Consider the following 15,097-nt stretch of genomic DNA (forward strand, 5'->3'; position numbering starts at 1 on the left):
GGTCCGGCCGTGCCCGGCGCTTCCACCGACGGTGCTGCCGGAGCAACCGGCACCCCCGACGGGCCGGAAGGGGTCGGGGCCGAGGCCGGGTTCGTCCGGTTCGGGCCCGCCGCCGCGCCGCCGGAGGGTGGCCCGTCCGTGCCGGCGCCGCGTCCGGTGCACGAAGAGCCGCGGATCCTGGGGTCCCGGCGGCCGTCGCCCTCGCGGCGACTGCGCCGGATGCACCCGCAGGCCGTCCAGACCGGGCAGGGGGCGACCGCACGGGAGACGGCCGCGACCGGCCCGAACAGGACGGATCTGCCGGATGCCACCGGGCGGGCGGACGAACGCGCCGGTACGGCCGGTGCGGCGACGCAGGCGCCGTCGTTCGAGGCCGGAGCCGGAGCCGGTATCGGCGTCGGGGGCTCCGGTGGGGCCGGCCCGGCTGCCACCGGCCCCGCCGCCGGAGCCTCGTGGGCCGAACCGCCGCTCGGCATCCTGATCGGCGGCAGCCCCGTGCCGGCCGAGGGCCTCGGCCGGCCGGAGGAGCGCGCACCCGTCCGGGTGGCGGCCGAGCCGATCCGGGTCGGCCACGGCACCTGTCTGGTGGTGCTGCCCTCCTGGCGGCCCGCCATCGCCGTCTCGGTGTCGACCGAGCAGCTGCTGTCCGCGACCGGACTCGGCTTCGAACAACTGGCCGGCGCACAGCTGACGGTGCTGATGAACCCCGCCGCACTGCACGACCGGGAGCTGGAGCTGCACGGCTGGGAGTCCGCTCCGGCCGGGCGGACCCGGCGCGGCAGGCGCACGTAGCCGCTCCGCCGGGCGCCGTCCGGCGATGGGCAGCGCGGGCGTCGTGGGCCCGACGGGTCCGGCAGGCCTGACCGGGCTAACGGGCCTGATCGGGCTGACGGGTGACCGGGGCGTTCGGGACGTACCCGAGGTCGACGGGCACCGGCGGCCGCCCGTCCACGGCCCAGCCCGCGCGGACCGCGTCCAGCAGTTCCGGCAGTGCGGGCGGCCAGAGCGCGTCGGCGTTCTCGTCCGCGAGGTCGGCCGGGGTCCACCACCGCCAGTCCAGGATCCGGTCGACGGCGTGCACCTCGCTGACGTCGCCGACCGGGCCGCGGTGCGGGCCGCCGGTGAGGTAGATGTGCTCGTGCTGGCGGACCGGAGTGCCGTGCCAGGTGAAGTCGTGCTCCCAGGTGCAGAGCAGCGGGCCGGGTTCGAGGTCGCTCCAGCCCGTCTCCTCCCACAGCTCGCGCCGGGCGCCGTCCCACGGGGTCTCACCCGGCTCCAGTCCGCCGCCCGGCATGGCCCAGTGCACGCCGACCTCGTCGTTGTCCGAACGGAGCAGGAAGACCGAGCCGTTCTCGTCCAGGACCACCGTGCGGGCGGCCTGCCTCGGCTTGCGTTTGCGCTGACGCAGCAGATTTCGCATCGGGTCACTCTCGCAGCAGCCGGCAGGGGCGTCGAGCGGATTCGGCACTCCGGTCGGGTGCTTGAGCCGGCCGGTCCGTCGTGGCGGGCGCACGACCCGCCGAGCGGCCGTACCCTGACGGCCATGCCCGTACCCGCGATCATCTTCCCCGCCGATCCGCTCAACCCGCGCCGGCCCGACCCGCACTTCGCCTGGGAGGCCAGGATGCTGCGGGAGTTGGGCGGCGAGCACCACCTGGTCGACCATGACGGGCTGCTCGCCGGGCGGGCCGAGGAGGCGGTCCGGCGGGTTCCGCGGGACAGCGGCCCGCTCTGGTACCGGGGTTGGATGCTGCCATCCGCCCGGTACGCCGACTTCGCCGCCGCGCTCACCGCCCGCGGCGGCAACCTGCTGACCAGCGCGCCCGGGTACGCGGCGGCCCACGAACTGCCGGGCTGGTACGGCGTGTTCGAGGGCGCGACCCCGGCCAGTGCGTGGATCCCGTCCGACGGGCCGGCGGCGCCAGGGCCGGCGGAGCTGGCGGAGGCCGCGGCCCGGCTCGGTGGGCGCGGCCCGGCGATCGTCAAGGACTACGTGAAGTCGCGCAAGCACGAGTGGCGCGAGGCCTGCTACGTGCCCGAGTTGTCCGACCTGGCGGCCGTCGGCCGGGTGGTGGAACGGTTCGTCGAACTGCAGGGCGAGTTCCTGGCGGGCGGCGTGGTGCTGCGGCAGTACGAGGAGTTCGAAGGCGCGGGCTTCCCGGCGGACGGCCCGGTCGGCACGAACGGTACGAGCGGGATGGCCGGTACGAGCGGGCCGGCCGGTGCAGCCGGTGCGGCCGGTCCGGAGCGCGCGGACGGCGGCGGACCGGGGGCCGGTGGGCGGGCCGTGGAGGCCCGGGTGTGGTGGTTGGACGGCCGGCCCGTCCTGGTCGGGCCGCACCCGGACGCCCCGCGCCAGGCCGTCGAGCCCGACCTCACCGAGGTTCCGGCGCTGGTCCGCAGGCTCGGCTGCCGCTTCGTCACCACCGACCTCGCCAGCCGGGCGGACGGCTCCGGCTGGCGGGTGGTCGAGGTCGGGGACGGGCAGGTGAGCGACCTGCCCCGGGGCATCGACGCCTCGGCGCTGCTGGCCTCGCTGATCGCCGCCTGACGATCCGCAGGTGAAGGGCCGTCAGGCGGCTCGCGGGTGAGCGGGGTTCCGGGTGCGGAGCGGCCCTATCCTGCGGCGACGGCCTCGACCGCCGGGTGGCCGTCGGCGATGAACGCCTGCCAGAGCCGGGCGTAGGTGCCGCCCCGGGCGAGCAGTTCGGTGTGCGTGCCGTCCTCGACCACCCGGCCGTGGTCCAGCACGATCACCCGGTCGGCGCGCTCGGCGGTGGTCAGGCGGTGGGCGATGACCAGGGTGGTCCTGCCCCCGCTGAGCCGGTCCGCAGCCTGGTTGACCGCCGCCTCGGTGGCCAGGTCGAGCGCCGCGGTGGCCTCGTCGAGCAGCAGGATGTCCGGGTCGACCAGCTCGGCCCGGGCCAGCGCGATCAGCTGGCGCTGGCCCGCCGAGAGGTTGCGCCCGCGGCCCGCCACCTCGTGGTCGTAGCCGCCCGAGAGCCGGACGATCATGTCGTGCGCGCCGACCGCCCGGGCCGCCGCCTCCACCTCGGCCGCCGAGGCGTCCGGCCGTCCGTACGCGATCGCCTCGCGGACGGTGCCCGCGAACAGGTACGCCTCCTGCGGCACCACGCCCAGGCGGTGGCGGTACTGCGCCAGGTCGTAGCAGGTGAGGTCGACCCCGTCCACCCGGACGGTGCCCTCCGTCGCGTCGTAGAACCGGGCGACCAGCTTCACCAGCGTCGACTTGCCGGCGCCGGTCTCGCCGACCAGCGCAACCGTCTGCCCGGCCGGGATGTGCAGGTCCACGCCGCTCAGCACGGTCGGAGCACCGTCGGCGCCGCCGTTGTAGGCGAAACCGACCCCCTCGAAGGAGATCTCGCCGCGCAGGCCCTTGGCCACCGGGACCGGGTCGAGCGCCTCGGCGGTGGTGGTCGGGGTGCGCAGCAGCTCGCGGATGCGGCCGAGCCCGACCGAAGCCTGCTGGTAGCCGTCGAACACCTGGGACAGCTGGTTGACCGGCGCGAAGAACAGGTCGATGTAGAGCAGGTACGCGACCAGCGCACCGACCGTCAGCGTCCCCGCGTCGACCCGGGCGGCGCCGACGATCAGCACCAGCGCGGCGGCCACGCTGGAGAGGAACTGGACGAACGGGAAGTACAGCGAGATGTAGAGCTGGGCCCGGACCCGGGCCTCGCGGTAGGCGATGCCACGGGCCACGAAGCGGTCGGTGTTGGTGTCCAGGCGGCGGAAGGCCTGGACGATCCGCATGCCGGCCACGTTCTCCTGGAGGTCGGCGTTGACGGCGCTGATCAGGTCGCGGGAGTGCTCGTACTGGTCCTTGGACTTCTTGCGGAACACCAGGGTGGCGATCACCAGCAGCGGCAGGACGGCGAAGACCACCAGGGCCAGGCCGGCGTCGATGATCAGCAGGGCGGCGAAGATCCCGGCGAAGGTCAGCAGGCTGACCACGGCGGTGACCATGCCGGTCTGGAGGAAGGAGGTCAGCGAGTCCAGGTCGGTGGTCATCCTGGTCATGATCCGGCCGGTCAGCTCGCGCTCGTAGTAGTCCAGGCCGAGCCGGTTGAGGTGGGCGAAGATCTTGAGCCGGAGCGTGTAGAGGACGCGCTCGCCGGTACGGCCGCTGACCCGGTTCTCGGCGCCCTGCACCACCCAGTCCAGCAGGACCACGACGAGTGCGGTGAGCGAGGCCACCGCGACGCCGGACATCAGGCCCTTGCGGACGCCCTCGTCGATGCCGTGCCGGATCAGCACCGGCAGCACCAGGCCGGCCGCTGCGTCCAGGGCGACCAGCAGGAAGGCGATGAGCAGCGGGGTGCGGAAGGGGCGCAGCAGACGGCGCAGGGTGAAGTCGGGGTCGCCGGCCTCGGCCTCGGCGCGGGGGACGGCCGGGGTGTCGGAGGCGGGCGGGAGGGCCGCGACCTTGTCCAGCAGGTCGGGGTCGGCGGTGCGGGCGGCCTTGGCCAGGGCGGGGGTGGGGAGGGCGGGGGTGGCCTGGGTTCCGGTGGTTCCGGCGCTGTCGGTGGTTCCGGCGCTGTCGCTCCCGGGGGCCGTCTGTGCGTCGCCGGTGGGAGCGCCGCCGGCGGCCTGCTGCTCGGTCGCCCGCCCGGACGCCTCTGCGGACGCCGGTTCAGGGATGGACTGCCGGCCGGTGCGACCGGCCTCGGGGTCGGTGATCAGGGCCCGGTACTGGGGACATCGGGCTTCGAGTTCCTCGTGCGTTCCGAGGTCCAGCAGCCGACCGCGCTCCAGGACGGCGATCCGGTCGGCGAGCTGGAGGGTCGAGCGGCGGTGGGCGATCAGCAGCGTGGTGCGGCCGGTCATCACCGAGCGCAGCGCGTCGTGGATCTCCGCCTCGATCTGCGGGTCCACGGCCGAGGTGGCGTCGTCCAGCAGCAGGATCCGGGGGTCGGTGAGGATCGCCCGGGCCAGCGCGATGCGCTGGCGCTGGCCGCCGGAGAGGGTCAGGCCCTGCTCGCCGACCTTGGTGTCGTAGCCGTCCGGCAGCGCACGGATGAACTCGTCGGCCTGGGCGGCGCGGGCGGCGGCGACCACCTGCTCGTCCGTGGCGTCCGGGCGGCCGTACGCGATGTTGGTGCGGACCGACTCGGAGAAGAGGAAGCTCTCCTCGGGGACGATGCCGACCGCCGCACGGACCGAGTCCAGGGTGAGGTCGCGCAGGTCGTGGCCGTACAGGCGGACGGCGCCGGCGGCGGGGTCGTAGAAGCGGGGCACCAGCTGGGCCACCGTCGACTTGCCGGAGCCGGAGGCGCCGACCAGGGCGAGGGTCTCACCGGGAGCCAGCTTCAGGCTGAGGCCGTGCAGGACGGGGGCGGGGTGCTCGGGGTCGTAGCGGAACTCGACCCGGTCGAACTCCAGGGCGACGTCGGGGGTCCGCGCACCGACGGTGGCGGTGACGGCGGTGGTGCCGGAGGCGGTGGCGGCGGTGGCGGAGGTGGCGGCGGGGGCGTCGGCCGGTACGCCGTTCTCCGGGGCCCCGGCCGGGGTGTCGCCGTGCGCGAGGTCCAGGGTGCGGGCGTCCGGGCGCTCCTGGACCAGCGGTCGCTCGTCGATCAGCTGCAGGACGCGCTCGACGCCGGCCCGGGCCTGCTGGCCGACGGTGATGACCATGGTCAGCATCCGCACCGGGCCGGTCATCTGGGCGACGTAGGTGGAGAAGGCGACGAAGGTCCCGAGCGTGACCCGGCCGTCGACGGCCAGCCAGCCGCCGAAGGCCAGGACGCCGACCTGGGCGAGTGCCGGGATCGCCTGCATCGCCGGGTTGTAGCGGGCGTTCAGCCGGATCGACCGGAGGCGGGCCGCGAAGAGGTTGCGGGAGGCCAGCTCCAGCTTGTCGCGTTCCTGCGCCTCCTGGCCGAAGCCCTTGACCACGCGGACGCCGCCGATCGCGCCGTCCACCACGCCCGCGACGGCGGCCGCCTCCTGCTGGGCGGCCCAGGTGGCGGGGAACAGGCGCTTGCGGCTGAGTACCGAGACCCACCACAGCGCGGGGGCCATGACCAGGGCGATCAGGGTGAGCGGCGGGGACAGCCAGACCATCACGGCCAGCGACATGACGAACATCAGCAGGTAGCCGGTCATCATCGGCAGCATCGAGAGCAGACCGTTGACCAGCTGGAGGTCGGAGGTCGCACGCCCGACCACCTGGCCGGTGTCCAGCCGGTCCTGACGGTGGCCGTCGAGCCGGCCGAGCGAGCGGAACAGGTCGCTGCGCATGTCGTGCTGGACGTCGACCGCGAGCCGGCCGCCGTAGTAGCGGCGGACCTGGGTGCAGCCGAAGACCACGAGGGCCGCGAGCAGCAGCACCACCGCCCAGGGGGCCAGCGAACGGGTGTGGGCGACGATGACGTCGTCGATGATCAGCTTGGTGACCAGTGGCACCAGCGCGGTGACGGCCATGCCGAGGAGCGAGGCGCCGAAGGCGAGCAGCAGGCTGCGGCGGGACCGCCAGCTGTAGCCGATCAGGCGGCGCAGCCAGCCGGCCGACTCGGCACCCTCGGCAGCGGGCTGGGTGTTCTCGACGGCGGGCCCGCCGTCTCCGGCGACCGGCCCGGCGTTCTCGACGGCGGGCTGCAGGCTGTCGACGGGGACCTCCGGGGTCGGGCCGGGGGCCTGGGGGCCGCTCGGGGATTGCTCCACCGTGGATCCGTGAGTCTCAGGCATATTTAGGGATGCTAACCATTTCGTCGGGTGGCCGCCATGGCGTTTCCGGCCCGGGTGGGTTCGGGGCGGGCCGGGGCAGCCCTGACCATCCGGTCCGGCGGACTGGCCAACAGCCAGCCGCCTGCGGTGATTCCCGGTGGAACACTCACATGGCCCACTCTCCCCCGGCCGACTCCAGGGTCGCCGACGGCCGTCATGACGGCCAGCGGCCAGAGGCGGGCGGGCGCCGTTCTTCGGGATGAGGACTCGGGGCGGGCTGCCGCCGGGCCTTCACCGGCGGAACCTTCGCCCTCTGACCATTCTCCGCCAGCCCCTTCTCCGCCGACCCCTTCTCCGCCGAGCCGATCTCCGTCGGGCCACTTCGCGACAGGCCGCTCGGCGACGGACTGCTCGGCGAAGGACCGCTCGGCGACCGGAACGGAGCCGGAGGCACTGCCCGGGGCACCGGCAGTCAGGCCCCAGCGGACGCCGAACCGTCGACGGGGGAGGCGGCCGAGTCCGCGGCCGCCGCGAAAGCGCCGTGGGCGAGGGCATGGAGCAGGGCGGCCATGCCGTCGCGCTGGAGGGCGGAGCGCTCGGCCTGGTCGGGGTTCGGGCCGAGGCTGTGCGGGGTCGAGTTGATCAGGCCGAAGACGGCGTGCACGGCGGCCCGCGCCACCGGCTCGGCAGCGGGGTCGGCCAGTGGCGGGTAGGCCTGCCGGACCACGTCCACCCACAGCTCGACGTAGCCGCGCTGGAGCCGGCGGACGGTGCGCCGGTCCTCCTCCTTGAGGTTCAGCAGCTCGCGGTCGTGCAGGGTGATCAGGTCCCGGTCGTTCAGGGCGAAGTCGACGTGCCCACTGATCAGCGCGTCCAGCGTGGCTGCCGGGCCTTCGCCGCCACCCGCCCGGCGGCGCCCCTCGTCCAGCAGGCGCTCGCTGATGCCGATCAACAGGTCCGCGAGCATCGCATCCTTGCCGGCGAAGTGCCGGTAGAGCCCGGGGCCGCTGATCCCGACGGCCTTGCCGATCTCGTCCACGCCGACGCCGAGGAAGCCCCGGGCGGCGAACAGCCTCGCGGCCTCCCGGCGGATCTGGTCGCGGCGTGGGAGCGCGGAGGCTGCGGGGACGTTCGGCATGCCGTCCATCGTAGACAGTCGGGTTATCGGCCGTTAACCTGGGCGCGTAAGTTAACGTTAATTAACGTGGCGATCACGGGCGGACCGTACCCGGCTGCCCACCTGGTGCCGAGGGCAAGGGAGCTCTTGGGAATGGTCATCTCAACCGCCGGCACACCCACCGGTGTCCGGCTCAGCGCGGCGACCGGCACGACGGCGCCCGGTGCCGCCCAGCCCGCGGCCGCCGCACCGGCGCCCCGGCTCGGCAGCTCCGTCGATCCCGGCTCCGAGGCCTACCGCGCCAACACCGAGGCGCACCGGGCCCTGGTCACCGAGCTGCGCGCAAAGCTCGACGCGGCCGCCCTGGGCGGCGGCGCCAAGGCCCGCGCCCGGCACACCGCCCGCGGCAAGCTGCTGCCCCGCGACCGGGTGGACACCCTGCTCGACCCGGCCTCCCCCTTCCTGGAACTGGCCCCGCTGGCCGCGGACGGGATGTACGACGGCGCGGCCCCCGCGGCCGGGGTGATCGCCGGCATCGGCCGGGTCGCCGGGCGCGAGGTGGTGGTGGTCGCCAACGACGCCACCGTCAAGGGCGGCACCTACTATCCGATGACGGTGAAGAAGCACCTGCGCGCCCAGGAGGTCGCGCTGGAGAACCGGCTGCCCTGCGTCTACCTGGTGGACTCCGGCGGCGCCTTCCTCCCGATGCAGGACGAGGTCTTCCCGGACCGCGACCACTTCGGCCGGATCTTCTACAACCAGGCCCGGCTCTCCGCCGCGGGCATCCCGCAGATCGCCGCCGTGCTCGGCTCGTGCACGGCCGGCGGCGCGTACGTCCCGGCGATGAGCGACCAGGCCGTGATCGTCCGCAACCAGGGCACGATCTTCCTGGGCGGTCCGCCGCTGGTGAAGGCCGCGACCGGCGAGGTGGTCACCGCCGAGGAGCTGGGCGGCGGCGAGCTGCACTCCCGCACCTCGGGCGTGACGGACCACCTGGCCGAGGACGACGCCCACGCCCTCTCCATCGTCCGCACGATCGTCGCCGGGCTGGGCCCGCGCGAGGCCAAGCCGTGGCCGCTCACCCCGGTCGAGCCGCCGGCCGTCGACCCGGCGGGTCTGTACGGGGCCGTGCCGGTCGACCCACGCACGCCCTACGACGTGCGCGAGGTGATCGCCCGGCTGGTGGACGGCAGCCGGTTCGCCGAGTTCAAGGCCGAGTACGGCTCGACCCTCGTCACCGGCTTCGCCCGGATCCACGGCCACCCGGTCGGCATCGTCGCCAACAACGGCGTGCTGTTCTCCGAGTCGGCCCTCAAGGGCGCCCACTTCATCGAGCTGTGCGACCAGCGCGGCATCCCCCTCCTCTTCCTCCAGAACATCACCGGGTTCATGGTCGGCCGGCAGTACGAGGCGGGCGGCATCGCCAAGCACGGCGCCAAGATGGTCAACGCCGTCGCCTGCACCCGTGTCCCGAAGCTGACCGTGGTGATCGGCGGCTCGTACGGAGCCGGCAACTACTCGATGTGCGGCCGCGCCTACTCACCCCGCTTCCTGTGGATGTGGCCGGGCTCCAAGATCTCCGTGATGGGCGGCGAGCAGGCGGCCTCCGTCCTCGCCACCGTCCGCCGCGACCAGCTGGAGGCGCACGGCGAGCAGTGGCCGGCCGAGGCGGAGGAGGAGTTCAAGCGCCCTGTCCGCGAGCAGTACGAGCGCCAGGGCAACGCCTACTACGCCACCGCCCGGCTCTGGGACGACGGCGTGATCGACCCGATGGACACCCGCACCGTCGTCGGTCTCGCGCTGACCGCCTGTGCCAACGCGCCGCTGGCGCCGCCCGCTCCGTACGGCGTCTTCCGCATGTGATCCCTCGTCGTGTCACCCCTGTTCCCGTGACCCCTCCCTTCCGGGTGTGACTCCCCGGGGCACCGGCCCACCCGGGCCGGCGCCCCGACCGCCCACCGCCACCTCCTTCGTACGGCTCCCCTCGACCCGGAGGAACGCCTCCCATGTTCGACACAGTTCTGGTCGCCAACCGCGGCGAGATCGCCCTCCGGGTGATCCGCACCCTGCGGCGGCTCGGCGTCCGCTCGGTCGCCGTGTTCAGCGACGCGGACGCCGACGCGCCGCACGTCCGCGAGGCCGACGTCGCGGTCCGGCTCGGCCCGGCCGACCGCAGCGACAGCTCAGCGGCCGAGACCTACCTGCGGACCGACCAGATCCTCGCCGCTGCCCGCCGCACCGGCGCCCAGGCCGTCCACCCCGGTTACGGCTTCCTCGCCGAGAACCCCGGCTTCGCCCGCGCCTGCGCCGACGCGGGCCTCGTCTTCATCGGACCACCTCCTGCTGCGGTCGAGCTGATGGGCGACAAGATCAACGCCAAGGAGGCCGTCCGGACCGCCGGCGTCCCGGTGGTCCCCGGCAGCCGGGCCACCGCGCCCACCGACGAGGAACTCGTCGCCGCCGCCGACGAGATCGGCTACCCGGTGCTGCTCAAGCCGTCCGCCGGCGGCGGCGGCAAGGGCATGCGGCTCGTGCGGGACCGCGCCGACCTGCCGACCGAGATCGCCGCCGCCCGCCGTGTCGCCCGGACAGCCTTCGGCGACGACACCCTGCTGCTGGAGCGCTGGATCGACCGGCCGCGTCACATCGAGGTGCAGGTGCTCGCCGACGCCCACGGCACCACCGTCCACCTCGGCGAGCGCGAGTGCAGCCTCCAGCGCCGCCACCAGAAACTGATCGAAGAGGCTCCCTCCGTTCTCCTGAATGCCGAGACCCGCGCCGCGATGGGCGCCGCGGCCGTCCGCGCCGCGGAGTCCTGCGGCTACACCGGCGCCGGCACCGTGGAGTTCATCGTCCCCGGCATCGACCCGGACGCCCCCGCCTCCGCCGCCGAGGGAGTGCGGGACTTCTTCTTCATGGAGATGAACACCCGTCTCCAGGTGGAACACCCCGTCACCGAACTCGCCGTCGCGGTCGGCGCGGACTCGGTCCGGCTCGACCTGGTCGAGTGGCAGCTGCGCGTCGCCGCCGGTGAACCGCTCTCCTTCGCCCAGTCCGACATCTCCTTCCTGGGCCACGCCATCGAGGCCCGCATCTGCGCCGAGGACCCGGAACGGGACTTCCTGCCCACCGGCGGCCGCATCCTCACCCTGGACGAGCCCCGGGGCGAGGGCATCCGTGTCGACTCCGGGGTGGCCCCCGGAACCGTCATCACCAGCGCGTACGACCCCATGCTCGCCAAGGTCATCGCGTACGGGCCCGACCGCCCGACCGCGCTGCGCCGGCTCCGTGCGGCGCTGGCCGACACCCGCATCCTGGGCGTCACCACCAACACCGGCTTCCTGCGCCGACTGCTCGCACACCCCGACGTCGCCGCCGGCCGCCTGGACACCGGCCTGGTGGAGCAGACGGCGCAGGAGCAACCGGCCCTGCTCACCGCGCCGTACTCCCCCACGAACGCGACCACCCCGAGCACGCCCGCGGCGGCCGAACCGCCGTCGCCCGCTCACCTCCTCTACTACGCGGCCGCACTGGCACGGCACCTGGAACTCGCCCCGGCCGCCGATCCCGACGGCTGGACCGACCCGTTCTCCCTTCCCTCCGGCTGGCGCCTGGGCGGCACCCCCGCCTGGACCACCCACCGACTCCGTACCCCCGGCCAGGACCCGGTGGCGGTGCGCGTCCGTTCGATCACTGCGGGCAACGTAGCCGATGCCACTGACAATTCCGCCGGGCCCACCCGCGAGGTCGAGCTCCGGCTCGACGAGGGCCCCACGCACCGCGCCCGCGCGACCCTGGCCGACGACCGGCTGCACCTGACAGTCGACGGCCTCCGGACCACGTTCTCGCTGGCCACCGACGCCACCCCCGGCCTCGCCGCCGGACCGGTGACCTGGCTCGGCATCGAGGGCGACGCCTGGCCGCTGCACGCCTTCGACCCGGTCGTCGAGAGCGCCGTCGGGGCCGCCGCTCACCACGGCGCCCTGACCGCCCCGATGCCCGGCACCGTCACCGTCGTCAAGACCACGGCGGGCGAGACGGTCCGCAAGGGACAGCCCCTGCTCGTCCTGGAGGCCATGAAGATGGAACACGTGATCGCCGCACCGCACGACGGCGTGGTGGCCGAACTGCGGGCCACCGCCGGCGCCACCGTCGCGATGGAGGACCTGCTGGTCGTGGTCACCCCGGTCGAGGACGCGGTGGTCGGGGACGCCCCGGCCGAACCGGCCGCGGCCCCCGCCGAGCCCGCGGAGGTCCGGTCGTGACCGCCCGCGAGCCCGACGCCCTCGACCTGGGCCTGCCCGACCCGGTCCGCGCCCCCGGCCTGCCCGAGGAGGTCCGGATCCACGAGGTCGGACCGCGCGACGGCCTGCAGAACGAGAAGTCCCTGGTGCCAGTCGAGGTCAAGGCCGAGTTCATCGCCCGGCTCGCGGCCGCCGGGCTGAGGACCGTCGAGGCCACCAGCTTCGTTCACCCGAAATGGGTACCGCAGCTGGCCGACGCCGAGGAGCTGGTCCCCCGGCTCGCCGGCCTGCCGGAGCGCCACCCGGGCCTGCGGCTGCCGGTGCTGGTGCCCAACGAGCGTGGCCTGGACCGCGCGCTCGCCCACCACGCCGCCGACATCGCGGTGTTCGCCAGCGCCACCGAGACCTTCGCCCGCCGCAACCTCAACCGCTCGGCGGACGAGGCCATGGCGATGTTCCGCCCGGTCGTGACCCGGGCCACCGGGGCCGGGGTCACGGTCCGCGGCTACCTCTCGATGTGCTTCGGCGACCCCTGGGAGGGCCCCGTCCCGGTCGACCAGGTGGTCCGGTACGGCGTGCAGCTGCTGGAGCTGGGCTGCACGGAGCTGAGCCTCGGCGACACCATCGGGGTCGCCACCCCGGGCCAGGTCACCGCCCTGCTGGCGGGTTTCGCGCGGGCCGGCGTCCCGGTCGGCCGGATCGCCGTGCACTTCCACGACACCTACGGCCAGGCGCTCAGCAACACCCTGGCGGCACTGCGCGAGGGCGTCACCACGGTGGACGCCTCGGCGGGCGGCCTGGGCGGCTGCCCGTACGCGAAGAGCGCCACCGGCAACCTGGCCACCGAGGACCTCGTCTGGATGCTGCACGGGCTCGGCATCCGGACCGGCGTCGACCTGCGCTCCCTCGTCGCGACAAGCGGCTGGATGGCCGAGCGCCTCGGCCGCCCGAGTCCGTCCCGCACCGTCCAGGCGCTGCTCGGCTCCGCCGGGGGCTGACCCGCCCGCTCCCGTTCCGGCGCCGGCCGCCCGCACCACCCGGCCGGCGCCGCGCACCACCCGCACCGCTCGACTCCCGCCCCTCAATCACATCGTGCGTCCGTCACACCGACCGACGGACGCCGGTCACCCCGTTCACGTCCGCGGCCGACCCGGCCGGACGCCAGGAGGATCACCATGCTCGACCACCGACTCAGCAGCGAGTACGAGGAACTGCGGCGCACCGTCGCCGAGTTCGCCCAGGACGTGGTGGCGCCGAAGATCGGCGGGTTCTACGAGCGGGAGGAGTTCCCCTACGAGATCGTCCGGGAGATGGGGCGGATGGGGCTCTTCGGCCTGCCCTTCCCGGAGGAGTACGGCGGCATGGGCGGCGACTACTTCGCCCTCGGCCTCGCCCTGGAGGAACTCGCCCGCGTGGACTCCTCGGTGGCGATCACCCTGGAGGCCGCCGTCTCGCTCGGCGCGATGCCGATCCACCGGTTCGGCACCGAGGAGCAGAAGCGCGAGTGGCTGCCCCGGCTGACCTCGGGCGAACTCCTCGGCGCCTTCGGCCTCACCGAGCCGGAGGGCGGGTCGGACGCGGGGGCCACCCGCACCACGGCGCGGTACGACGAGGCCACCGACGAGTGGGTCATCAACGGGACCAAGTGCTTCATCACCAACTCCGGCACCGACATCACCGGCCTGGTCACCGTCACCGCACTCACCGAACCGATCGCTCGTTCGAGTGAAGAGGGTGAATTCCGCTCGCCTGTACGGGAGATCTCCTCCATCATCGTGCCCACCGGGACCCCCGGCTTCCAGGTCTCGAAGAAGTACTCGAAGGTCGGGTGGAACGCATCCGACACCCGCGAATTGTCCTTTACCGACTGCCGCGTTCCCGCGGCCAACCTGCTGGGCGAGCGTGGCCGAGGCTACGCCCAGTTCCTGCGGATCCTCGACGAGGGCCGCATCGCGATCGCGGCCCTGGCCACCGGCCTGGCCCAGGGCTGCGTCGACGAGTCCGTCAAGTACGCCGGCGAGCGCCGGGCCTTCGGCCGGCCGATCGGCGCCAACCAGGCCATCCAGTTCAAGCTTGCCGACATGGAGCTGCGCGCCCACACCTCCCGCCTGGCCTGGCGGGACGCCGCCTCTCGGCTGCTGCACGGCGAACCGTTCAAGAAGGAGGCCGCCATCGCGAAGCTGTACTCGTCCGAGGCCGCCGTCGACAACGCCCGCGAGGCGACCCAGATCCACGGCGGGTACGGCTTCATGAACGAATTCCCCGTCGCCCGCTTCTGGCGCGACTGCAAGATTCTGGAGATCGGGGAGGGCACGTCTGAAGTCCAGCGCATGCTCATCGCCCGGGAGCTCGGCATCGGTTCGTGACGATCACTGCCTGACGGTCACCTCCCGAACCGCGTTCACCGGGTCGGCACACCGCTCAACGCATCGCTCCGCAACGCGAGTTGGGGAGCCCATAGCGGAGGAGACATCAGGAGGAGACCAGGAGAGGCTTCGGGAGGAGCCGCAGGAACGGAGCCTCAGGGGATCACGATCACCGGGCGGTTGGCCCGCCGCGCCAGCCGCCCGGAGACCGAGCCGAAGATCTTGCCGAGCAGGCCGTGCGTCGTGCCGACGACGATCGCGTCGGCGGCGTACTCACGGCCGACCTCCTCGATCTCGTGGCAGATGTCCCCGCCACGCTCGACCAGGATCCACGGCACCCCGGCGAGGAAGTCCGCGCAGGCGAGCTCCAGGCCGAGAACCTCGGTCCGGCGGTCGGGGAGGTCGACGAAGACGGGTGGCTCGCAGCCTGCCCAGACCGTGGCGGGCAGACGGTTGGCGACGTGCACGATCACCAGCCCGCACTGCGAACGACGCGCCATGCCCACGGCGTAGGCGAGGGCGCGCTCGCTCGACAGCGAGCCGTCGAAGCCGACCACCACACCGTGCTGGAACACCGGGTCGAGCGACGGCGCCGGGATCTCCTGCCCGGACGGCTCGGCGTGCCCGCCCAGCGGGCCGGCCGCGCCGGAGGCCGCCTCCGGGCGCTCGGCGCCCGGGCCCAG

The 15,097-nt window shown here is 73.9% G+C and carries 10 protein-coding genes; 6 read left to right on the top strand and 4 right to left on the bottom strand.

Features of this window, described 5'->3' with window-relative positions; all coding sequences use genetic code 11:
• On the top strand, positions 1-792 hold a 792-nt coding region (locus KS423_RS19865; RefSeq protein WP_374119987.1), incomplete at its 5' end, for a hypothetical protein.
• Between the two features lie 76 nt (positions 793-868).
• On the opposite strand, the gene KS423_RS19870 is transcribed toward KS423_RS19865, so the two are convergent.
• Entirely contained in the window at positions 869-1,420 is a 552-nt protein-coding gene (locus KS423_RS19870; protein ID WP_224280902.1) for an NUDIX hydrolase, read from the bottom strand.
• A 123-nt stretch (positions 1,421-1,543) separates the two neighbouring features.
• On the opposite strand from KS423_RS19870, the gene KS423_RS19875 reads away from it, so the two are divergent.
• Positions 1,544-2,551: an ATP-grasp domain-containing protein gene (locus KS423_RS19875; protein WP_224280903.1), complete on the top strand. Its 1,008-nt coding sequence runs from the start codon at positions 1,544-1,546 to the stop codon at positions 2,549-2,551.
• A gap of 65 nt (positions 2,552-2,616) precedes the next feature.
• Here KS423_RS19875 and KS423_RS19880 read toward each other — a convergent pair whose 3' ends face one another.
• The gene (locus tag KS423_RS19880; RefSeq protein ID WP_224280904.1) at positions 2,617-6,708 is read right to left on the bottom strand and encodes an ABC transporter ATP-binding protein; all 4,092 of its coding nucleotides are present in this window, start codon (positions 6,706-6,708) and stop codon (positions 2,617-2,619) included.
• Between the two features lie 451 nt (positions 6,709-7,159).
• A complete protein-coding gene (locus KS423_RS19885; protein ID WP_224280905.1) occupies positions 7,160-7,825 on the bottom strand; it encodes a TetR/AcrR family transcriptional regulator in 666 nt (221 codons plus the stop codon).
• Between the two features lie 132 nt (positions 7,826-7,957).
• Here KS423_RS19885 and KS423_RS19890 point away from each other — a divergent pair, with 132 nt between their 5' ends.
• From KS423_RS19890 to KS423_RS19905, 4 genes are all read left to right on the top strand, one after another.
• The gene (locus tag KS423_RS19890; protein WP_224280906.1) at positions 7,958-9,667 is read left to right on the top strand and encodes a carboxyl transferase domain-containing protein; all 1,710 of its coding nucleotides are present in this window, start codon (positions 7,958-7,960) and stop codon (positions 9,665-9,667) included.
• 143 nt (positions 9,668-9,810) lie between these two features.
• Positions 9,811-12,069 carry a biotin carboxylase N-terminal domain-containing protein gene (locus KS423_RS19895; protein WP_224280907.1) on the top strand — a complete coding sequence of 753 codons (2,259 nt, stop codon included), beginning with the start codon at positions 9,811-9,813 and terminating at the stop codon, positions 12,067-12,069.
• Entirely contained in the window at positions 12,066-13,046 is a 981-nt protein-coding gene (locus tag KS423_RS19900) for a hydroxymethylglutaryl-CoA lyase (protein ID WP_224280908.1), read from the top strand. Before KS423_RS19895 ends, KS423_RS19900 begins: the two co-directional genes overlap by 4 nt.
• A gap of 177 nt (positions 13,047-13,223) precedes the next feature.
• Positions 13,224-14,414 (top strand): acyl-CoA dehydrogenase family protein, encoded by a 1,191-nt coding sequence (locus KS423_RS19905; protein WP_224280909.1) that lies wholly within the window; start codon positions 13,224-13,226, stop codon positions 14,412-14,414.
• A 155-nt stretch (positions 14,415-14,569) separates the two neighbouring features.
• Here the strand turns inward: KS423_RS19905 and KS423_RS19910 are convergent, their stop codons facing one another.
• Positions 14,570-15,046 (bottom strand): universal stress protein, encoded by a 477-nt coding sequence (locus KS423_RS19910; RefSeq protein ID WP_224280910.1) that lies wholly within the window; start codon positions 15,044-15,046, stop codon positions 14,570-14,572.
• Positions 15,047-15,097 lie beyond the last annotated feature (51 nt).

It is taken from the genome of Streptomyces sp. LS1784 (genome assembly GCF_020103755.1).
Lineage (GTDB): Bacteria > Actinomycetota > Actinomycetes > Streptomycetales > Streptomycetaceae > Kitasatospora.